The organism is Nostoc edaphicum CCNP1411 (genome assembly GCF_014023275.1).
GTDB classification, from domain to species: domain Bacteria; phylum Cyanobacteriota; class Cyanobacteriia; order Cyanobacteriales; family Nostocaceae; genus Nostoc; species Nostoc edaphicum_A.
Genome location: NZ_CP054698.1, coordinates 289,536 through 308,940, shown reverse-complemented (window position 1 = coordinate 308,940; position 19,405 = coordinate 289,536). Strand labels below are relative to the sequence as shown.

Sequence of the window (19,405 nt, the reverse complement as noted above, 5' to 3'; positions counted from 1 at the left end):
TAATCTGATGTCTCAGAGTAAATCTGTAGAACCTGCTTCAGTCCACAGTCGAATACTCGTGCCTCAACGGTATCACAGGCAACCTGTAATTTCTCGACTGGTGTCTCGTTATGGTTTAACTGTCAATATCAAAGCTGCATCTCTGACATCAGACAGTGACAGCGATGGCTGGTTTGATTTGGAACTTTCGGGAAATCCTCAAAAGCTGACAAATAGCCTATCTTACTTGCAAGGATTGGGAGTGAATTTGTTGCAACTAGCGATCGCAAACCACATTCAACTCAACCAACACTCTCTACCTTTTCCAAATCTAGCTAGCAAACTGAATCCCAAAGACTCTGCATGGCTGACAAATCAATGGCAAGAACAATTCCAGCAGTGGATTTCTCTGGGTCAAACCAATCGATTGCGCTTGCAACTGTGTATATTAAAATCCTATTACAAAGAACCAGTGATTTCCGAGTTAGTTTCTCGTTATGGACTAACAGTTAATATTACCAGTGCTATACTTCAACCCGATACGGAAGATGACGGCTGGTTTGACTTAGATTTATGGGGGAGAACAAAGCAACTGTACTCTAGCCTGAGTTATTTAGAAAAACTGGGGCTACCGATTTGGCTAGATTTGTCTAGCGTTTATAGCGATCGCTAAGGTAAGAATTCAGAAGCCAGAATTCAGAATGCTGAAATAATCTAAATTTCGTAGTACCAAATTTCTTCTTCTCGCAACACAATTCGATGCAGGGAGAGACGATCAATCAAGCCCTCTTGCTCAAACTGCCCAAGAACACGAGTGATAGTCACACGAGTTGAACCGAGCATTTCTGCTAAGTCTTCATGAGTCAGACGCATATCTATTAAACGTCCCTTCTCAACTTCCGAACCAAACTTTTTGGATAACCATGCCAATAGCTTGATGAGCATAGTATCCACTTTTTTATGGCTACGAATGATCATCAATTCTTGAGCCTGTTGAATATGGGCAAGTAGAGTTTCTGTTAGTTCAGTCCACTCTTCTAAAGGTAAGACTGTTGCCTCAACTTTAGTTAGGCATTCCATCTGATAAGGTTCTATTTTTGACAAAGTTCTACCAACGACATCTCCAGGGCCCCACAATCCCAGAGCGACAGTTGTACCATCTTCCAGATAGGTAAAAGTTCGGACAAAACCCGTTTCAATCTTCCAAAGTCCGTTTTGATGCTCTGGTAGAAATGACCTACGGGCAAAAATTTGCTTAGTATTATTACTGCTGGAGCTAGATAAGCTTGTGTACAAAGACACCATATTATATAAAACTGCTCTCCGATAAACTAACCGTAGTATTATATTTATATCAGGTTCTAAGAACCTATGGATATTTTAAAGAGGGGAGCAGGGAACAAGGAGCAAGGGAAAAGAGTTTTCCCCTCTGCCTATTTCCCATGCCCCATGCCCAATTCCCAATGCCCCAAATTAAATTCCCGCACCATCAAGAAAATCTTCAATCATCCCATCAGAATTTTTGCTTTTAGGCTTGTTGCAAGGCTCCGTTGGGGACAAGCTTGATTGATCTTGCAACTGCTCAAACTGTTTCTCTAGAGACTTGACGCGTTCAAATAAAGCGCGGATTACTTCAGCTTCTACGTCGCGTACTTTATCATGATCTAGAACATTGCTAGACAAGTTGTTCTGACGAGTCACGCGTCCTGGAATCCCAACCACAGTAGTATTGCTGGGGACATCTCGTAGCACCACAGAACCGGCTCCAATCCGGACGCGATCGCCAATTTGAATATTTCCCAAAACTTTTGCACCCGCTCCCACAACGACATGAGAGCCTAAAGTTGGATGGCGTTTGCCGCTTTCTTTCCCAGTCCCGCCAAGGGTGACACCTTGATAAATCAGTGCATAGTCCCCCACGATCGCAGTCTCACCAATCACTACTCCCATCCCGTGATCAATAAACACTCCCTGGCCAATTAATGCCCCAGGATGGATTTCAATTCCGGTTAAAAACCGACTAATATGAGAAATAAACCTTGGTATAAACGGAATTCCAATTTTGTACAGCCAGTGTGCCAATCGATGGCATGTTAGGGCTTGGAGTCCAGGGTAACAGAACAATACTTCTAGCCAGTTACGTGCTGCTGGATCGCGCTCAAAAATGGTTCGCAAATCGGTTAATAGCATACTCTGTTGAGATTTTTGTTGGTAAGTGAGGCTCTGAAAACAGAAACTCAGGATAATTCCCACAAAAAGATCAAATTATTTATGGGAATTGTGTAAAATAGCAATCTACGGTAAGTCGATAGAATATAGTGTTTTTGTGGGTAGTAAGTGGGATGCTATCACATTCCACACTTGGAAAAAATTAATTTCGCATAAACTGCGATAAGTCCCTCAATTCACCGTAGTATGTTGAGTACAGTCTTGAATAGCCAAAACTACGCTCTCTTGGATCTGTCTTCCAAAGTGGAATACGCGCTGCTGGCACTATTAGAACTGGCAAGCCACCACGGAAAAAAACTTCCTCTAACCATGAGCGAGATCACTGCCAAGCAACCCATACCTGAACGCTATTTGGAACAAATTTTGACCAACCTCCGGCGTGCTGGTGTGGTGCAGAGTCAACGCGGCTCTAAAGGAGGCTTCGTTTTAGTTCGTGAACCTTGGCAGATTACAATACTTGAAATTGTCACTTTGGTTGAAGGTGAGCGGAAAGAGAAAGATACCTCTGACTCTACGACTCTGGAAAAGACTCTGATTTATGAAGTTTGGGAGCAAGCTAACGCTGCCTCAATTGAAGTTTTGGGTCGCTATACACTCCAAGACTTGTGCGAGGAAAGAGAAACTCGCGCCCAGCAAAGCCCGATGTATTATATTTAGACACGACGGAGTACCCACATGCGGATAGCGAAAGATATCACAGAGTTAATCGGACGAACTCCTTTAGTTCAATTAAATAAAATTCCCCAAGCTTCAGGAGCGGTTGCTCGGATTGTGGTGAAGCTAGAAAGCATGAATCCAGCATCTTCTGTGAAAGACCGGATTGGCGCGAGTATGGTGGAAGCGGCGGAAGAAGCAGGCTTGATTCACCCTGGAAAAACTGTTTTAGTCGAGCCGACTTCTGGAAATACAGGAATTGCGCTGGCGATGGTGGCGGCCGCCAAGGGATACCATCTTATTCTAACGATGCCTGACACAATGAGCCACGAAAGACGATCGATGCTCAAAGCTTATGGCGCTCAATTAGAGTTAACGCCAGGGGTAGAAGGGATGCGAGGAGCGATCGCTCATGCGGAGCAGATTGTAGCTAAAACGCCCAATGCTTACATGTTGCAGCAGTTCCGCAACCCCGCCAACCCAAAAGTTCACGCCGAAACCACAGCAGAAGAAATCTGGGATGATACCGATGGAGAGGTAGATATTCTGGTGGCGGGAGTGGGTACTGGTGGGACGATTACAGGAGTTTCAGAAGTTATAAAAAAACGGAAACCGAGTTTTCAAGCGATCGCAGTTGAACCAACCAATAGTCCGGTATTAACAGGTGGTAAATCAGGCCCTCACAAAATCCAGGGTATCGGTGCAGGGTTTATCCCAGCAATTTACCGTTCAGAACTGGTAGATGAAGTGATTCAGGTAGCGGATGAGCAAGCGATCGCTTACAGCCGTCGTCTAGCAAAAGAAGAAGGATTACTATCGGGTATTTCCACTGGCGCTGCTTTATACGCCGCTATTCAAGTAGCACAACGGCCAGAAAATGCAGGTCGCCTAATCGTGATGATCCAGCCTAGCTTCGGTGAACGCTACCTCAGCACCTCACTGTTCAAAGACCCAGAAGAGAATGAGTGGTTGAGTAAAGTTTGATTTTCCATACCAATTTTAGATTTTAGATTTTTGATCTAAGTAGCTAGGCATAAATAAATTAAAGTTTGTAGTGAGTTAGCGCGGTCTTGGGGGTTTCCCCCATGAGCGACTAACGAACCCGAAGGGTAAGGACTTTAGTCCTGATAATCATTGTTTTGAGCGATGAATAGCTCACTACGAACTAGCATTTTATTTTATGTTGAATTCTATCTACTTACTTAAATCTAAATCTAAAATCGGTTTAATCATCTACTAGAATTTTCACCAATTTCATCGGTACTTTGATTATTTTTCACCAAAATCATCAAACAGACACCACTAGCAGCTAGCTTTATTGGACTTAAAGCTTCATTTTTTAATACAATAAAAGTGCCTAATCCTATCAGAACAAAAGGCACAAGATTATTAACGTAGTGAGTCAATATATCAGCTATGACTCTATTGTTAGTTAATTTGTATGCAGCGTAGCACCAAAGTCCTAATAAGATAAAGAATGATCCGATAATTACCACAAAACTCTCTAAATTACTGCTAGCAAATAAAGGCACGTAGACACTAATATTATCGCTACCATTGGCAATTGTAACGGCTGCCACGCTATAAGCTTGGGGAGAGAAAAAACTAGTAATTGTTGATGCTTCAGCTTCTTCTGTTGCAGCTACAACTTCTCTGGATGAATCTTCTTCCCGATTTACTAAGCTACTGATACCTATGGAAATTGGGAGTAAACCAAGTAATCCAATCCAGCTTTTTGATAAAACTAACCCACCAAATAAACCTGGAAGACTAAGGACTAACAGGACTGTAAAACCTAAAAACTGTCCAGCAACTATATGCCGGGGACGAAAGTTAGTATTTATTTGAGAAAAAAACAACAATAGAATGACAATATCATCTATGTTAGTGGCAATGAACGCAATTGCCCCTGTAGTAATTGCAGTAACTAACTCGTTCATATTTTAAGATAAAGAAGAATTCAGGAGTCAGTAATAATTACTGTGTAATTTTAAATCTAAGTTGTGCTAGAAGCGTGAGGATTTCCCCAATAATTACGAATTACGAATTACGAATTAGTGAATTTGGTATGGTGGTAAATCATCTGACTTTTCACGGCATATGGAAAAGGTAACGATTAACCTAACCCCCTAACCCCCTTCCCGACGCGGGAAGGGGGAAAATTCAAAGTCTCTCTCCTTTTAGGAGAGAGATTTAGAGAGAGGTTTTCCAGATACCGTGAAAAGTCAGGATAAATCATAGGTTCTAAAAATTCAGGATGAGTAAGCTAGGGACAGCCTTCAGTGAAGGGATAATTGCCTTCATCGCCACTAACATAGATGACATCATTATCTTGTTAATCTTTTTTTCACAAGTAAATGTTAATTTTCGGCGACGGCATATCTTGCTAGGTCAATATGTAGGTTTTGCAGCCATTATCATCGCCAGCTTACCAGGATTTTTTGGTGGTTTGGTTGTACAGCGAGAATGGATAGGATTACTAGGACTGCTACCAGTAGGAATTGGGATTCAACAATTAGTATCTAGAAAAGAAGAAACTATATCAGTTCAGACAGTCAGCAGTGATTTTAGACAGTCCACACCAACTAACCCAGTATTGTCTTTTATTTTGAGCGTTTTGCATCCCCAAACCTATAAAGTGGCAGCAGTAACGATCGCAAATGGTGGTGACAATATCAGTATATATATCCCTTTGTTCGCTGGTCAGGATCTTGCCAGCTTGGGAGTAATTTTAGGTATATTTTTTATCATGGTAGGGGTTTGGTGTGCGATCGCTTATTTTTTAAGCCGTCAACCTACCATTGCTTATGTTTTAAGTCGCTATGGTCGGGCTGTCGTACCTTTTGTGTTAATTGGTTTGGGTTTGTTCATTATGTATGAGCGAGGTACATTCACTCTACTACCTTGGATGAGAAGTTAATCAATGTTGGATGTTGGATTTAGGATCTAAAATCTCAAATTGCTTATACCTGATGAACTAATTTCCAACTTACCATCATCAAAATAGCGTAAATGATAAACCGTAGTGGGCGTTGTGGGGCTATCTGGCAGATTTTAGCACCTAGTAACACTCCTGGTACAGAACCTAACCATATAGGTAGTACCAAACTCCAATCAACTGTTCCTAAACTGAGATGACCAAGGGCTGTAAACAGCAGTAAAATCGCTGCGTGCGAAATATCTGTACCCACTAATTTCCGTGCATCAAGGCGGAAAAACCCAATCAGCACTAAGGCAAACATTGAACCTGATGAGACGCTAGTTAGACCGACAAAACAGCCTAAAATTGCTCCCAAGGTGATTGTTAGGAAGCGACCAAAGTTAGTTTCTAAATCTAACTTTGGCAGTTCGGGTAAATTAAATTTTGGGAAAAAAGTCAATAACAACAATTGCACTAGTGCTAATACTGTGACTAGCAAAATCATCCCGCCAAGTAAACGGAGCAAGATGTTATCCAGGTTATACTCACCTGTACGTTTAATGAAGTGCAAAATTCCCACCCCGAAGAGTGAACCTGGAACACTCCCAAATGCCAACCATTTGACAACTTCTGTGTCAAGGGTTTTCTGTTCCCAATGCTTGACGCTACCAACAATCTTCATCAATGTGGCAGCCACAACATCAGAACTCACAGCGATGGAAGGCGGAACCTGAAAGACAAAAATCAACATTGGGGTGATGAGAGAGGCTCCGCCAATTCCTGTTAAACCAACGATGATGCCAACAAAAAAGCTTAAGAATGGTAGTAACAAATAGTGCATAATCTTTGGGGTTTCAACAATTAGTTATCAGTTATCAGAGTCCTGTTGAGCCTTCGACTTCTATAAGTGAGCAGTTTCGGTTAGGGTTAAAATCCCCCAAGGAAGCTTTGATAACTGTTCACTGACTTAACTACGAGCAGCTAGAACTGAAAGTTAGCTAAAGAGCATCAAGTCAGCCAAACTATAGCCCAGTGGTAGACAGAGCTAGTGATGGCAAGTTATTGTGTTTCTCAAGAGATGAGTGACACAAAGGTTATCCAGCTAAAAATTAGGGCAGAGGATTCCTGGACAACTTAAAACCTGTCTGAAAGTTTTTGGAAGCATGACAACTTAACATTTAGCTGAAACAGGCTTTGATAACTGCTTATGGGTCAGTTGCTCTGCTAAAATCAACTTCTAACGGGTTTTTCTGCGGTTTTACATGTAAAAGCCGGTAAGGCGATACACTTACCGTATTTTACTCGTAAGCATGATTAAACGTCTAGCGTATTCGCGTTGTATATCCCTCACTTATCTGGATAAGACTCCGCAACAGTTTGGAATTGTGGAATTGGTTGCTAAAAAAATACCTAAATGAGTACGATATTTACCTATGCTTGCGATCGCTCTTGAGTAAAGCTTGGCGATTTACTGAAATTCATATCTAATGTCAGATGACCAATTACTTTCGCTCTAATGTTGACGCAATGGCTAGCTATGTTCCTGGTGAGCAGCCTCAACGCGGCACACAGATCATAAAACTTAACAGCAACGAGAACCCCTATCCTCCTTCCCCAGCGGCATTAGCTGTTTTACGAAATATCGATGGTGAGTGGTTACGGCGCTATCCAGAACCTTTCGGTGGGGAGTTTCGACAAGCTGCAAGTAACGTTTTAGGAGTTCCTAGTGATTGGATCATTGTCGGAAATGGCAGTGACGAATTGTTGAGTGTAATCATTCGAGCCTGTGCAGAACCTGGGAAGAAAGTTGTTTACCCGATGCCAACTTACGTCCTATATCGCACTTTAACAGAAATGCAAGCAGCAGAAATTCTTGAGATTCCCTACAGCGAAGACTACAGCTTACCTTTGGAAGAACTAGTTGCTGCCAATGGGGCTGTGACATTTATTGCATCACCCAATAGTCCATCGGGGCACGTAGTCACAACAGATGACTTGCGAAAATTAGCCAGCCAGTTATCTGGAGTTTTAGTGATAGATGAAGCATATATAGATTTTACCGAAGACAATAATGCATTGGCTTTGGTGAAGGAATACGAAAACGTCATCGTGATTCGGACACTATCTAAGGGGTACTCGTTAGCAGGATTGCGATTGGGGTTTGGAGTGGCAAATCCCAAACTATTGCAGGGATTGTTTAAGGTGAAGGATAGCTATAACATTGATGCGATCGCTTGTGCAATTGGCACGGCTGCTATTACCGACCAAGCTTATAAAAATGCTTGTATAGCAAAGATTAAGGAATCACGGATTAAGTTGGCAAAAGACCTGAAACAATTAGGTTTTCATATTTGGGATTCCCAAACTAACTTTTTGCTGGCACAGCCAAAAGAGGGAAACGCAGAATATCTTTATCAAAAACTGAAGGAACGGGGAATTTTAATCCGCTACTTCAAGCAACCTGGACTAGACGATAAATTACGCATCACTGTTGGTACTGATGAGCAAAATCAGGCTTTAGTAGAGGCACTAATTTGTTTGTTAGAGATTGGGGAATGGGAGCAACCGGAAAAAGTGGGATTATGATGAAGAGGGCAGGGGATGCAGGGGACGCAGGGGATGCAGGGGAGGTAAAACAATGAATAAAGAAGCAATTAAAGATCATAAAGATTTGGGGATTTATAAAATTGCCTTTGAAGCAGCAATGAAAATTTTTGAGCTATCAAAGAAGTTCCCTGTGGAGGAGAGATATTCGTTAACTGATCAAATTCGTAGATCCGACGCTCGAAGACTCGCTACCGCTTCGCTATCACGCTCTGTTTGTGCTAATTTAGCTGAAGCATGGAGAAAACGACGTTATGAAGCAGCTTTTGTCGCTAAATTAAATGATTGTGAGGCTGAAGCCGCTGAAACTCAAACTTGGATTGAATTTGCTGTCAAATGCAACTACATGAATGTAGAAGTAGGACGAGAAGTTTATGCAAATTACAACCAAGTTTTATCCGGTTTGGTGAATATGATTAATAATCCATCCCCTTGGTTGAGAAATCATTAATCTCCCCCTGCATCCCCTGCCTCCCCTGCTCTTTTCACGATGATCTAACTTTTTCGCGTTGCTCCCACCAAATCTTACTCATATTTTCTTGCCCAGTCCCCTATCCCCTATCCCCTAAAAGTCTGAGAATATCACTTGGAGAATGGGCAATGAAATCAGCACCATGAGCTTTTAATTCCTCTTCAGTTCCATAACCATAGGTTACGCCAATGGAAGCGATGTCATGGCGCTTGGCTCCAATGATGTCATGTGAGCGATCGCCTACCATCACCACACTAGAAGATGAAAGATTTTCCGTCACTAAGATGTGATGAATCAAGTCGCCTTTTATGCTCCGGGTTCCGTCAAGTTCACTACCATAAATGCTATCAAAAAGCAATGCTAAGTCAAAATATTCAATAATCTGCGTAGCATAAATATATGGTTTGGAAGTCGCAACAAAAGTTTTATAACCAGCAAAACGAATGGCTTTTAGAATTTCTGGAATCTGGGGATAAAGGGAGTTTTCAAACAATCCAATGGTGGCAAAGCGATGACGATACAGCAAAATAGCCTGTTCAATTAAAGTGCCATTTAAGGTGTTGAGTAATTGCGAAAAGCTGTCTTTCAATGGAGGCCCAATACACCAATGCAATTCATCAGCATTCGGTGGTTTGTAACCGAGTTCAGAGAGCGCATACTGAATGCAACCAGTGATTCCAGGCTTAGGATCTGTCAAAGTCCCGTCAAGATCAAAAAGAACAGCGGAAGAAGGCATATTGTATCCCAATGTAATTCGTAATGATGCTCTCTACAAGACAAGGAGTAAGCGGCGCTAATGCTGCGCTTTTTGGCTGGAAACCTTTAAGTTCCCTTGAATCCCATACTACTTTCTACTTGTTGCTGTGTTGTAGTAGAATTCACCTTATCAGATGCAACTCTCTTAGAAGTCTGAAGCCATGTACCAACTTGGCTCAAGAATATGCCTACTAAAATCAAGCTACCGCCAATATATTGAGGTAGGTTAGGGGCTTCACCCAAAATTAAATATGCTGCTAAGATGCCTACAATTGGGCCAAATGAACCAATTAAGGAAGCCGTAGATACATTAGAAGTTTTCAAGCCTTTAATCCAAAAAGATTGGCCTACCACTACAATCAACCCACCATAGAGAAACATCCACTGCCATAAGAATGGTGATAAGACATCAGCGAAATGATCTCTGCCATAGAGGACTAAAGCAATGAGGAAAAAGATTACGGTTCCTAGTGCAGTCCGAAAGATGCTATAGATTCCCAGAGGAATCTGTGAAAGGTGTTTTTTGCCAATAATCGTAGAAACAGCTATAACCACAGATCCCACTGCTGCCAAAAGTTCCCCTATGCCTAAACCGAAACCTCCCATGTTCATCATGGTTTCTCCTGGAGGCTGAAGGATAATAGTTAGGATAACGCCAATAAAGGCTGCGATCGCTCCGATAAATTCCCAAATATTTACCCGTTCCTTCAATAACCACACTGATAAAGCCAGACTTAGAGGCGGTTCCAAGCGTCCTACCAAGATGACATTGTTCACCCCTGTGAGTGCCAGTGCTTGGAAAATTAAGCCAGGGGCCAATGCTCCCGATAAAATAGCTACTACTGTCAGACTGACCCAATCCTTCCTTGAAAGTTGCTTCAAAGTAGCCTTGTTCCACTGTCGCCCATAGATTAGGATCAAAAGTATCAAGGCGCAAAGGTTTCCCACGAATAAAACATTACACAAAGAAATTGGATTGCGATTGCCGATGAAATGTTGAGCACCAATTTCTGTTAGCTTCCGGGTAACGGCACTAGATGCTCCAAAAATTAGCATTGCTAGCCAAAGATATGTTTGTCCGGGAATTCTATGGATTAGGCGATGTGGTCTTCTGGGTCTGGTCACAATAACACTACTGCAATGAAAGCATTGCTCATTATATTAAGTTGTCCTCATCCAGTTCAAAATGAGGTTTGGTTGAGAAAATACTTAAATTATGCTGTGACTTTGAGCTACCATCATTGCCTGAGAAATTGCTGAGAATTAACTAAATTTTCTCAAGGGATAAATTCATGAAAATAGTGGTCAAGTTTCAATAAGCTCTCACTCCTTCCTGAGATGCTTTGGATGTTCAGGATAAAACAAAAAAGAGAAGTAGCAAATGAAACTCGCACCCCTACTTACAAGTGTTGCTTTGGTTGGTTTTTTCACAGTTTGGGACGCACCATTAAAAGCGATTAATCCGTTATTAGTGCAGGCATCAGCAGCCGAAGAATTGTCTGTAGCACAGAAATTAGACTTGCTCACTAAGAATAAAGGTCAGATTGGTAGTGGCGATCAACTGCGTCGTTTCTTTTTTACTGACTTGGAGCCAATTGGTATCCAGCCAGGTGGTGCAGGTCATGTAGTTAACCTTTATAACAAAGCCAATAATGTCACATTTGCTTACTGTTCACACTACGATGTGATTGTTGCCGTAAAAAAAGGTAAGGTGACTAAGTTTGAACCCAGTGAAGTGAAGTAATAATGAAGAGTGCTGAGTTCCGAGTGCTGTTACCGATAGCGGGGCAAAAGACCACGCCACTTGCGGGTGGGGTATCAACCTTCTCCTGACTGTATGATTCCGCTTGACTTCGGGCGGGGCTTTTAGTAAATAAATACTGAGTAATTCTTGATTCACTCAGCACTCAGGACTCAGCACTGAGTTGGTAAATCTACTTTGATTAATGCGATCGCCCTGATACTTTCTCAACCTCTGCTACTCTCCAGTATTGCAGGTTCACTGCTGGTAAATTTGGTGAGTGATGCGACGTAGCAAAGAAAAATTCTGTGGACTGTGCAGAGAACGAATTCGACATTGATCCTCATTGAAAGTGACATCTAATGTCCAATGAACAGAATTTTCAATACCCCAATGCTGTCGAATAGCACTACCAAAATGAGTAATGAGTAATGAGTGGACTATTTTTTATTGTTCTTTCAATTTGTTGATTGAAGTTGTTAATATCTTAATAATTATTTCATTCTATTCTATCAGATTTTGAAATTTTGATTTTGATACTAACTCCGATTTTATCATTATTTTTATCCAATAAAGGGTTTAACTGGCTTCCTTTAAAGCTATAGAATACTTATTGATAAAGTGTTTATTTGATTGTGCATATTTAGCTTCTGAACAGTTTGCGCCTATTGATGTCCGGCTTCTTAAAAATTGTTTAGACAAGATTTTACCAGCGTCGTCAAAAGGTCTTTTATTTAGCTCAGAATAAGCTTTGATAACTCTTATGTCAAAATTTTCTGTTCTTTCTTGAATACTGATATTGGCGTTATAATTAATCATGAGTAAAAAAGAATGTGGTAATTCAATTTTACTTTATAAGTAATGGGTATTTACTCATTACTCATTACTCATTACTCATTACTCATTACTCATTACTTATTACTTATTACTTAAAGAACGCGAAAAATAACTTTTCCCAATGCAAATTTTACTCAGCAAGGATTGTGAATGAATTTTTAACCCCTGAAAAGGTACAAAATCAACACCCTAGTACAGCACGGCGGAAATAAACCACCCATTCCCAATCAATAAAACCCTTACGCTGTCTTCATTTTTAATTTTTAATTTTTAATTCCGCCTTGCGGTACTAGGCTCTGTCTCCAGTCAGATATTGAGTCAGAGACTCAATGAATGCATTCCCAGGCGGAGCCTGGGAACGAGGAAAGTCAAGGTTTTTAGGACTTGTGTGTACATCGTAGGTTTCCAAGGGTAGGGTTAGGGTGGGGTAAAACTGACGCGAAAAAGCAAGTGAGTAAGCTATTTCTGGCGATCGCATTTGTTAATTCGGCGTATTTTAGCCAATAGGCGTTACTTCTGCATATTCCGCTTCATTTGTTCTAATTCATCCTGAGTTTCCCAGCTACGGAACTTCTCTTCTAAGTCATCAAAACCACCAGAATAACTACTAGTTTTATTCGACCAACCAATGCTTTCTGAGCGCTGCTGGGTTTGCGCTTTCGCACGGGCTGTCTGTGCTTCGGCCGCTTTAGCTTGCACTTCCTGTCGCCGTTGCTGAATTTTTTGCAGTAGTTCTTGAGATTGGTTAATGCGTTCTTTCAGCCCTTGCATGTGTCCCCAGCGCTGATTTCCTTCGCGCAATAGGGCTGCTTCTCGCTCACCCGCCGCCGCTGCCAAATCCTCTCTATTAGCGTTTTTGGCTTTTTGAATCCGGATATGCCAACGCTGAATTTCTTGAGCGGTGGAGAGAATTTCTTCTTCCGATCGCTTCTCTTGTAATTTTAAATCTGCGATCAGCTTTAATGTATCTTCTTCTTGCTCACGCAGCTGTTCTAGCAGCGCCTCTAACTCCAAATGTGGATTGTTACGCAAGAATTCTTCTAAACGGTTTTCTAGAAACCGACTCAAATCATCAAATAAGCCCACTGCTAGAACTCCAGAGATCGGGTGCGTGACTATTTTATTGTAGTAGTCAGGTGGACTTCTGGGTGTTAGTTAGATTTCAAAGTTGGGAAGAATGTATTTGGTGAAACTACGCAAATAACCCTGAATTACAAAATAAGGCTTTAATCAGTATGAGTTCTGATTTTCAACCGCCACCTAAGAGCTTGTCCATACTAGCTTCTATAGGAGGAGTGCTTACCGTTGCGATCGCGATCGCAATTTTAACTGTTTGGTCTAAGCAACTTCCTAAAACTTCTGTAGACCAAACTGGCTCACAGCAGTTGGTACAACCAGATAAAATCCAAAGCCCGATCTCTACTCAAGAAGCTGAAATAATTGCCAGCCTTGATGCTAAATCTGTAGTGTTGCCAGGTCAACCCATTCCTAAAAATCAACTAACGATAGCCATAATTCCTTATGTTGCTCCTGGAGTTGGAAAGCTGACTCCAGGGGAAACGACAACTGCTCGTCAGGCTTGGTCATACTTCCAGCGTAACTGGAACGATGAAACTGGCTTGGTAAATTCCGTTGATGGCTTTGCCTCTGTCAGTATGTGGGATCAGACAGCAGCGATCGCAGCCTTGGTCAGTGCTAGAGAACTCAATATCGTGCCTGCGGCTGAATTTGAAGCAAAAATGACCAAAATGTTGAAAACTCTGGCATCAATGCCTCTATACAAAGGAGAACTACCCAATAAGGTTTACAACGCTAAAACTCTCGTCCCTGTTAACTATGGTCAACTAGAAAAACGGGAAGAAATTGGTTGGTCAGCCATCGATTTGGGCAGGATGGCAATTTGGTTGAAGATTGTCGGGGCCAAGTATCCAGAAATGCGATCGCAAACAGAAGAAGTTTGGAAACATTGGCAAGTCAAGCGTCTGACCAAAAGAGGGCAAATGTATGGTACTGCCGTTATCAAAGGTAAAGAACAGTACAACCAAGAAGGTCGCTTGGGTTATGAGAATTATGCTGCTTATGGTCTGAAGCTTTGGGGCTTGGATGTTGATAAAGCCTTAGATTATCAGTCCAATGCTGCCTTTGTTGATCTTTACGGACAGGGAATTCCTTACGATCAACGTGACTATAAAAACTCTGGAGCCAATAACTATGTTCTTAGCGAACCTTATATCTTAGATGGTATTGAAACTGGATTTCAAGCTTTGCCTAAAGCTTATGCGGATCGGATTTTAGCTGCTCAAGCAGCACGTTATGAAGCCACAAAACAATTAACCGCCGTCACCGAAGATAACTTAGATCGCCCGCCATACTTCGTTTACAGCAGCCTATTTGTCAACGGAAAACCTTGGGCAACTATTACAGATACTAGAGAACAACATAACAATTTGCGATTCCTCAGTGCCAAAGCTGCGATCGGGTGGCATGTACTTTATAACACTGATTATACTCGCCAGCTATTTGATTTCGTTCAAGGCAACCTTCAGTCTAAAGAAGGTTGGTACAACGGTTTTTATGAGTCTCTGCGTCAGCCAAATAAAACTCTTACCGCCAATAATAACGGTGTTATTTTGGAGAGTCTACTGTATAAGAAAGTTGGGCAACCACTTACCGTTTGGGCAGGAGTCAAGAGTCATAAGTCAACAGAGAAGGCTATCAGAAAACCGTAAGTTATACCATTTCACGAAAATCTTGATACATATAGATTTTTCGTAGGGGTTTAGCACTGCTCATTGGTGTCAACTTGTTAATACTGCTGCCACCATTAGAGGTAAACCCAGAATCCGATCGCGTAGCCATTGACATGCAGTTAAAAATCGAACGTTGTCCGAAGCACACCCACATACTGCGTATCATTTCTGCTGTCGTTTTCTGGGTTGAGAATCACCCAAAAACCAGGAGTTACTGAAATGTTGTCATTTAGTCGATAACGATAAAATGCTTCGATATGATAAGCGTTGTCTCGGTCTTGACGAACATCACTGTTAGAGACACGCGGCGGTATACCAAAGAGAATTCCCGGCAAGTTTCCCTTACCGCCCACATCAGGAAACGACATACCAATCGCCCCAAACCAGGCATTGGCATTATCACCATTGTTCACGAAGAGAGAATCTGTTCCACCTCTGCCATTGGAAATATCACTCAAACCAGAGTTTTTGGCAGTTGACCAGATATAACCACCCCAAGAGTGAATCTGGAAATTTGGGGAAAAGCGATAGTATCCCTGTGCACCAACAATGCTGTTGGAAGTAGCAATGGTGTTTCCAAAGGGAGCGCCTGATAAAGCACTGCCCCTACCGGCGGTGATATCTACAGAGCCAGCAGGGGTATAGCCATGAGAGTAAGCGACACCAATAGATCCTTGCTTGCCGTAATATACCAAATGTGCAAGGGCGTTGTAGCCGCCATCAAATAACCCATTTTGCGCTGATGGAACGTTGGGATTGTTCGCTAAATAGCCCAAGGTGAGAACTAAGTTTTGGCTGATATTCAAGTTAGCAGCTGCACCGCCGCCACCCCGCTCGAAGAGAGGACTATTTTTGCCAAATAGTGAGGGAATTCCGTTACCATCATCGGCGATTGTGGCAGGAGTCACGTTATCTGTGATGTCGTTGTAGCCAATGCCTGTGGGGCCGACGACGAAGGAAAGGGAATCACTAACCGGGAAGTAGTAACGGATGTGGGGAATTATCAGTGTATTGTTGTTGTCATTGTCGAAATTCAGGCGTGTCATTCCCGTGCCTGTGGCTGCGGCAATTTGGCTTGCACCGTTGGAACTTGCAAAGTTGCCAAACTCCAGCCGGACTCGCAATAAATCTTTGCCGGTGAAGCTACTTTCTAAGTTGAGACGACCCCGGTTTGCAAAGTAGAGATTGGATTCATCATCTTCGCCACCTACCCTATTACCAAAAGTATCACTAATGGCAGTAATAATTTGAGCATTCAACCTAGTAGTAGTGGAAAACTGCTGCGCCTCCAGTGTTGCTGTCCGTGCTTCTAGGGTATCCACTCGCCCACGCAGAGTTGCCAATTCTGCCGCAAAGTCTGACTGTAACTTTTGTAGCACTGCCAAATCTTGCTTATTAACTAAATCGCTAGTAGCTGTGGCAATTAACTCATTAATCCGATCCAAACAAGCATTTAAACCTGCGGCAAACTCATAACGGCTTAAGGCACGATTACCGCGATAGGTAGAATTGGGATAACCTGCAATACAGCCGTAGCGTTCCACCAGTGATTGCAATGCGCCAAATGCCCAATCGGTTGGTTGTACATCAGAAAACTGGGAAACAGAAGTAACTTGTCCTTGCAAATTTATATTAGAATCATCTTCTGGAGGTGCTGCCCAAACTGCTGGAATTGCCAAAAATAGAAGAAAAAAGCTATAAAAAAGAGTTTTGATCATTGACTTATTAGTTGAAGATGGTTGAATTCTGACTTTGTGGCCAAAGAGATTACACTCGAAGCAAAACTTCGAGATTATGAGTTAATCAGCGTTAAGTTAGATATTTTGAGTTTAGGTTTTAGGTCACTTAAAGCAACGCTATGACTTTCTGCTCATTGCTGCTTTTAATAGCCGCTTCTATAATTCGCATTACATTAATTCCATCTTCGGCAGTAACAGCAATTGGCTGATTATTAACAATGGATTTATACACCGCATCGTAATAACCTAAATAACTGCCCTGTGAGCTTTTAACTTTTTCCCGAATTACTTTTGTGTCTTTTTCTGTATGAAGCAAACCATATTCACTTTCCGGCTCTGTATACCAATCAAGTGTATTAGGCTTCATACCCGCTACTAAATACTCTTCTTGTTTATCGGCTCTGCTTTTGAGAAAAGAGCCTTTAGTGCCATGTATGATATAACCAGGTGCAGGCTCACGCACAAGAAAACTTGCTTTTAATTTGACGCGCAGCTTGTCATAGTATAGTATCAACTCAAAATAATCATCTACCTGCGATCGCAGCCTAGTTATGCGGATGTCTGCAAAAATAGCATTAGGCATTCCAAATAAATGCAAAGCTTGGTCTATTAAGTGCGGCCCTAAGTTGTTTAATGTTCCTGCCCCCGGACTTGGAACTTCTACGTGTTGTTTATGGCTGAGGGTTGGTTTATATTTTTGAAGCTGAAATTCTGCTTCAACAATATCACCTAGCAAGCCTTCTTTGACAATTTTTTTTACTGTTTTAAAATCACTATCCCACCTCCGGTTGTGATATACAGATAATTTTTTTCCCTGTTTTTGTGCCAATTCTTTCAGGTGTTCGGCTTCTGCTACTGTTGTGGTGAATGCTTTTTCTACCACTACATGTTTGTCTGCAAGCAATGCCTGTTTAGTATAATCGTAATGGGTATAAGTAGGTGTATTTACTACTACCAAGATTACTTGATCATCTGCTAACAATGCTTCTAAAGAAGGATAGCTTTTGACATCAGGATAATGTTCCTGTATTAGCTTTTTGCTTCTTTCCCAAGAACCGGCTAATTTAAATCCGGGATGCAAATCAATAAACGGCGCATGAAATACTATGCCAGATAAACCAGAAGAACAAAGAGCCGTATTGATAGTTTCCATGTTTTTATTGATTGACTGAAGCGAGGGTTTGTATTTAGTTCAGCAAATTAATTTTGATAAGTTCGTAGTGGCTGGCTCTAGCTCTCATCTAAGCACTAAAGTGCTTACTACGAACTAAATCAAACTTGATGAGACTACAAATTACATATCTTCTAACTCAATTCCGTTGGTTTCTTTAATAAAAAAGAGAATGAAAAAGAATGAGGTTGCTGCCGCAATTGTATAAAGTCCATAGGCAGAACCTAGACCAAAATATTGCAGTATGGGAGGAAATGTTGTGGAAATGATGAAATTCGCAACCCATTGCATGGCAGCAGCAACTGAAAGTGCAGCGCCTCGAATTTTGTTATTAAACATTTCTCCCAATAGCACCCAAACTACTGGCCCCCAGGAGAAACCGAAGCAAAATACATAGAGGTTGGCTGCGATGAGAGCCACGGTACCTGCGCTTCCGGTGAGATTGGGGTTTCCAGCAGCATCGAGGGGAGCAGTACCAAAAATAGAAGCCATCGTCCCCAAGGTCAAGGTCATGCCAATCGACCCTAGTATGAGTAAGGGCTTGCGACCAAATTTATCTACAAAGGCGATCGCAATCAATGTTGTAATAATGTTGACGGCTCCTGTAATCACCGTAATTGATAGGGAATCTTTTTCTGAGAACCCGACTGCCCGCCACAAAACGCTGCTGTAGTAGAAGATTACATTAATCCCAACGAATTGCTGTAATACAGATAAGCCTATTCCTATCCAAACAATTGGGAGGAGTCCACCACTTCTGCTTAAGAGGTCAGAAAACTTAGGCTGGCGTTCACGAAGCACTGTCTGCCGAATTTCTTCGATTTTTGGTAGCACGTCACCCCCCAAAATCTTGGTGAGAACGTTAGCGGCTTCTGGTTCTCGTCCTTGAGCAACCAAGTATCGAGGAGATTCAGGAATCATTAAAGCAGACATTCCGTAAAGCACGGCTGGAGGTATTTCTGTCCAAAACATCCAGCGCCAAGCAGCTATGCCAAACAAAAACGGCGATTCGGCTGAACCTGCGGACACAGCAATAAAGTAGTCGCATATCAGTGCAATGAAAATCCCAACTACGATCGCTAATTGTTGCAGAGATCCTAGTCTTCCGCGTAAATGAGTGGGAGAACATTCTGCAATGTATGCTGGGGCAATAACGCTAGCAGCACCGACTGCAATCCCACCCAATACCCGCCAAAAGGTAAAATCCCAAATTCCAAAGGGAAGCCCGGAACCAATGGCACTGATGGTAAACAATACCGAAGATGCTACCATTGCCTTGACTCGACCATAACGGTCTGCAATCTTGCCTGCATAAATGGCTCCGATCGCAGAACCCAACAATGCCAGCGATACGGCAAGACCAATCTGTACGCTGTTGGCGTTAAAGTCTTTGGCAATGGCTCCAACTGCACCGTTAATTACAGCAGTATCAAAACCGAACAGAAAACCGCCGAGGGCAGCAGCACCAGCAATTAAAATTACATAGAATGTGCTGGATTTACGACGAACAGTAGTAGATGACATAGTTTATATATTGGGCATGGGGCATGGGG

Annotated in this window: 22 protein-coding genes and 1 pseudogene; 8 read left to right on the top strand and 15 right to left on the bottom strand. The window is 42.1% G+C overall.

The window, feature by feature from the left end; genetic code table 11:
* The first annotated feature begins 7 nt into the window (after window positions 1–7).
* Window positions 8–652, top strand: a complete 645-nt coding sequence (locus HUN01_RS04095; protein ID WP_181930202.1) for an NIL domain-containing protein — start codon at window positions 8–10, stop codon at window positions 650–652.
* 41 nt (window positions 653–693) lie between these two features.
* Here the strand turns inward: HUN01_RS04095 and HUN01_RS04090 are convergent, their stop codons facing one another.
* Both HUN01_RS04090 and cysE read right to left on the bottom strand, forming a co-directional pair.
* Window positions 694–1,284: a Crp/Fnr family transcriptional regulator gene (locus tag HUN01_RS04090; protein ID WP_181930201.1), complete on the bottom strand. Its 591-nt coding sequence runs from the start codon at window positions 1,282–1,284 to the stop codon at window positions 694–696.
* A gap of 168 nt (window positions 1,285–1,452) precedes the next feature.
* Window positions 1,453–2,169, bottom strand: coding sequence for a serine O-acetyltransferase (cysE, locus tag HUN01_RS04085; protein ID WP_238845962.1), 717 nt, complete (start codon window positions 2,167–2,169; stop codon window positions 1,453–1,455).
* Window positions 2,170–2,394: 225 nt separating this feature from the next.
* Between cysE and HUN01_RS04080 the strand changes: the two genes are divergently transcribed.
* Together HUN01_RS04080 and cysK are read left to right on the top strand one after the other, a co-directional pair.
* The gene (locus HUN01_RS04080) at window positions 2,395–2,865 is read left to right on the top strand and encodes an RrF2 family transcriptional regulator (protein WP_181930199.1); all 471 of its coding nucleotides are present in this window, start codon (window positions 2,395–2,397) and stop codon (window positions 2,863–2,865) included.
* A gap of 18 nt (window positions 2,866–2,883) precedes the next feature.
* The gene (gene cysK, locus HUN01_RS04075) at window positions 2,884–3,846 is read left to right on the top strand and encodes a cysteine synthase A (protein ID WP_181930198.1); all 963 of its coding nucleotides are present in this window, start codon (window positions 2,884–2,886) and stop codon (window positions 3,844–3,846) included.
* A gap of 245 nt (window positions 3,847–4,091) precedes the next feature.
* Here cysK and HUN01_RS04070 read toward each other — a convergent pair whose 3' ends face one another.
* On the bottom strand, window positions 4,092–4,802 hold the full coding sequence (locus tag HUN01_RS04070; protein WP_181930197.1) for a cadmium resistance transporter: 711 nt from the start codon (window positions 4,800–4,802) through the stop codon (window positions 4,092–4,094).
* A 317-nt stretch (window positions 4,803–5,119) separates the two neighbouring features.
* Between HUN01_RS04070 and HUN01_RS04065 the strand changes: the two genes are divergently transcribed.
* Window positions 5,120–5,782: a cadmium resistance transporter gene (locus HUN01_RS04065; RefSeq protein WP_181930196.1), complete on the top strand. Its 663-nt coding sequence runs from the start codon at window positions 5,120–5,122 to the stop codon at window positions 5,780–5,782.
* A gap of 43 nt (window positions 5,783–5,825) precedes the next feature.
* Here HUN01_RS04065 and HUN01_RS04060 read toward each other — a convergent pair whose 3' ends face one another.
* Complete coding sequence (locus tag HUN01_RS04060; RefSeq protein WP_181930195.1) at window positions 5,826–6,623, bottom strand: sulfite exporter TauE/SafE family protein; 798 nt, start codon at window positions 6,621–6,623, stop codon at window positions 5,826–5,828.
* 653 nt (window positions 6,624–7,276) lie between these two features.
* Here HUN01_RS04060 and hisC point away from each other — a divergent pair.
* Window positions 7,277–8,368 (top strand): histidinol-phosphate transaminase, encoded by a 1,092-nt coding sequence (gene hisC / locus HUN01_RS04055; RefSeq protein WP_181930194.1) that lies wholly within the window; start codon window positions 7,277–7,279, stop codon window positions 8,366–8,368.
* A 52-nt stretch (window positions 8,369–8,420) separates the two neighbouring features.
* Window positions 8,421–8,837 (top strand): four helix bundle protein, encoded by a 417-nt coding sequence (locus tag HUN01_RS04050; protein WP_181930193.1) that lies wholly within the window; start codon window positions 8,421–8,423, stop codon window positions 8,835–8,837.
* A gap of 100 nt (window positions 8,838–8,937) precedes the next feature.
* Here the strand turns inward: HUN01_RS04050 and HUN01_RS04045 are convergent, their stop codons facing one another.
* Window positions 8,938–9,594 carry an HAD family hydrolase gene (locus tag HUN01_RS04045; protein ID WP_181930192.1) on the bottom strand — a complete coding sequence of 219 codons (657 nt, stop codon included), beginning with the start codon at window positions 9,592–9,594 and terminating at the stop codon, window positions 8,938–8,940.
* A gap of 86 nt (window positions 9,595–9,680) precedes the next feature.
* A complete protein-coding gene (locus tag HUN01_RS04040; protein ID WP_181930191.1) occupies window positions 9,681–10,739 on the bottom strand; it encodes a DMT family transporter in 1,059 nt (352 codons plus the stop codon).
* 256 nt (window positions 10,740–10,995) lie between these two features.
* Here HUN01_RS04040 and HUN01_RS04035 point away from each other — a divergent pair, with 256 nt between their 5' ends.
* Window positions 10,996–11,358 carry a hypothetical protein gene (locus HUN01_RS04035; protein WP_181930190.1) on the top strand — a complete coding sequence of 121 codons (363 nt, stop codon included), beginning with the start codon at window positions 10,996–10,998 and terminating at the stop codon, window positions 11,356–11,358.
* A gap of 199 nt (window positions 11,359–11,557) precedes the next feature.
* Here the strand turns inward: HUN01_RS04035 and HUN01_RS35950 are convergent, their stop codons facing one another.
* The 5 genes and pseudogenes from HUN01_RS35950 to HUN01_RS04015 all read right to left on the bottom strand — a co-directional run bounded on the left by HUN01_RS35950 (window position 11,558) and on the right by HUN01_RS04015 (window position 13,278).
* Window positions 11,558–11,692 carry a hypothetical protein gene (locus HUN01_RS35950; protein WP_257798103.1) on the bottom strand — a complete coding sequence of 45 codons (135 nt, stop codon included), beginning with the start codon at window positions 11,690–11,692 and terminating at the stop codon, window positions 11,558–11,560.
* A pseudogene (locus tag HUN01_RS36490) lies at window positions 11,685–11,772 on the bottom strand (hypothetical protein); the annotation flags it as partial. The gene HUN01_RS35950 and the pseudogene HUN01_RS36490, both read right to left, overlap by 8 nt.
* Window positions 11,773–11,934: 162 nt before the next feature.
* Complete coding sequence (locus tag HUN01_RS04025) at window positions 11,935–12,174, bottom strand: four helix bundle protein (RefSeq protein WP_238845960.1); 240 nt, start codon at window positions 12,172–12,174, stop codon at window positions 11,935–11,937.
* Between the two features lie 307 nt (window positions 12,175–12,481).
* The gene (locus HUN01_RS04020) at window positions 12,482–12,670 is read right to left on the bottom strand and encodes a hypothetical protein (protein ID WP_181930189.1); all 189 of its coding nucleotides are present in this window, start codon (window positions 12,668–12,670) and stop codon (window positions 12,482–12,484) included.
* Window positions 12,671–12,702: 32 nt separating this feature from the next.
* Window positions 12,703–13,278, bottom strand: a complete 576-nt coding sequence (locus tag HUN01_RS04015; protein ID WP_181930188.1) for a TIGR04376 family protein — start codon at window positions 13,276–13,278, stop codon at window positions 12,703–12,705.
* 149 nt (window positions 13,279–13,427) lie between these two features.
* Between HUN01_RS04015 and HUN01_RS04010 the strand changes: the two genes are divergently transcribed.
* Entirely contained in the window at window positions 13,428–14,921 is a 1,494-nt protein-coding gene (locus tag HUN01_RS04010; RefSeq protein WP_181930187.1) for a DUF3131 domain-containing protein, read from the top strand.
* Window position 14,922: 1 nt separating this feature from the next.
* Here the strand turns inward: HUN01_RS04010 and HUN01_RS35945 are convergent, their stop codons facing one another.
* The 4 genes from HUN01_RS35945 to HUN01_RS03995 all read right to left on the bottom strand — a co-directional run bounded on the left by HUN01_RS35945 (window position 14,923) and on the right by HUN01_RS03995 (window position 19,376).
* Window positions 14,923–15,057, bottom strand: a complete 135-nt coding sequence (locus HUN01_RS35945) for a hypothetical protein (RefSeq protein ID WP_257798102.1) — start codon at window positions 15,055–15,057, stop codon at window positions 14,923–14,925.
* 4 nt (window positions 15,058–15,061) lie between these two features.
* The gene (locus tag HUN01_RS04005; RefSeq protein ID WP_181930186.1) at window positions 15,062–16,660 is read right to left on the bottom strand and encodes an iron uptake porin; all 1,599 of its coding nucleotides are present in this window, start codon (window positions 16,658–16,660) and stop codon (window positions 15,062–15,064) included.
* A gap of 127 nt (window positions 16,661–16,787) precedes the next feature.
* Window positions 16,788–17,834: a Gfo/Idh/MocA family oxidoreductase gene (locus tag HUN01_RS04000; protein WP_181930185.1), complete on the bottom strand. Its 1,047-nt coding sequence runs from the start codon at window positions 17,832–17,834 to the stop codon at window positions 16,788–16,790.
* Window positions 17,835–17,975: 141 nt separating this feature from the next.
* On the bottom strand, window positions 17,976–19,376 hold the full coding sequence (locus HUN01_RS03995; RefSeq protein ID WP_181930184.1) for a sugar porter family MFS transporter: 1,401 nt from the start codon (window positions 19,374–19,376) through the stop codon (window positions 17,976–17,978).
* Window positions 19,377–19,405: the final 29 nt, after the last annotated feature.

Coding starts and splice junctions, on each gene's coding strand:
- HUN01_RS04000 (WP_181930185.1), bottom strand. CDS start 17,834: ATGGAAACTATCAATACGGCTCTTTGTTCTTCTGGTTTATCTGGCATA.
- HUN01_RS04095 (WP_181930202.1), top strand. CDS start 8: ATGTCTCAGAGTAAATCTGTAGAACCTGCTTCAGTCCACAGTCGAATA.
- HUN01_RS04010 (WP_181930187.1), top strand. CDS start 13,428: ATGAGTTCTGATTTTCAACCGCCACCTAAGAGCTTGTCCATACTAGCT.
- HUN01_RS04060 (WP_181930195.1), bottom strand. CDS start 6,623: ATGCACTATTTGTTACTACCATTCTTAAGCTTTTTTGTTGGCATCATC.
- HUN01_RS03995 (WP_181930184.1), bottom strand. CDS start 19,376: ATGTCATCTACTACTGTTCGTCGTAAATCCAGCACATTCTATGTAATT.
- HUN01_RS35950 (WP_257798103.1), bottom strand. CDS start 11,692: ATGTCGAATTCGTTCTCTGCACAGTCCACAGAATTTTTCTTTGCTACG.
- HUN01_RS04080 (WP_181930199.1), top strand. CDS start 2,395: ATGTTGAGTACAGTCTTGAATAGCCAAAACTACGCTCTCTTGGATCTG.
- HUN01_RS04045 (WP_181930192.1), bottom strand. CDS start 9,594: ATGCCTTCTTCCGCTGTTCTTTTTGATCTTGACGGGACTTTGACAGAT.
- cysK (WP_181930198.1), top strand. CDS start 2,884: ATGCGGATAGCGAAAGATATCACAGAGTTAATCGGACGAACTCCTTTA.
- HUN01_RS04050 (WP_181930193.1), top strand. CDS start 8,421: ATGAATAAAGAAGCAATTAAAGATCATAAAGATTTGGGGATTTATAAA.
- HUN01_RS35945 (WP_257798102.1), bottom strand. CDS start 15,057: ATGTCAATGGCTACGCGATCGGATTCTGGGTTTACCTCTAATGGTGGC.
- HUN01_RS04020 (WP_181930189.1), bottom strand. CDS start 12,670: ATGCGATCGCCAGAAATAGCTTACTCACTTGCTTTTTCGCGTCAGTTT.
- HUN01_RS04065 (WP_181930196.1), top strand. CDS start 5,120: ATGAGTAAGCTAGGGACAGCCTTCAGTGAAGGGATAATTGCCTTCATC.
- hisC (WP_181930194.1), top strand. CDS start 7,277: ATGACCAATTACTTTCGCTCTAATGTTGACGCAATGGCTAGCTATGTT.
- HUN01_RS04070 (WP_181930197.1), bottom strand. CDS start 4,802: ATGAACGAGTTAGTTACTGCAATTACTACAGGGGCAATTGCGTTCATT.
- HUN01_RS04025 (WP_238845960.1), bottom strand. CDS start 12,174: ATGATTAATTATAACGCCAATATCAGTATTCAAGAAAGAACAGAAAAT.
- HUN01_RS04005 (WP_181930186.1), bottom strand. CDS start 16,660: ATGATCAAAACTCTTTTTTATAGCTTTTTTCTTCTATTTTTGGCAATT.
- HUN01_RS04090 (WP_181930201.1), bottom strand. CDS start 1,284: ATGGTGTCTTTGTACACAAGCTTATCTAGCTCCAGCAGTAATAATACT.
- cysE (WP_238845962.1), bottom strand. CDS start 2,169: ATGCTATTAACCGATTTGCGAACCATTTTTGAGCGCGATCCAGCAGCA.
- HUN01_RS04035 (WP_181930190.1), top strand. CDS start 10,996: ATGAAACTCGCACCCCTACTTACAAGTGTTGCTTTGGTTGGTTTTTTC.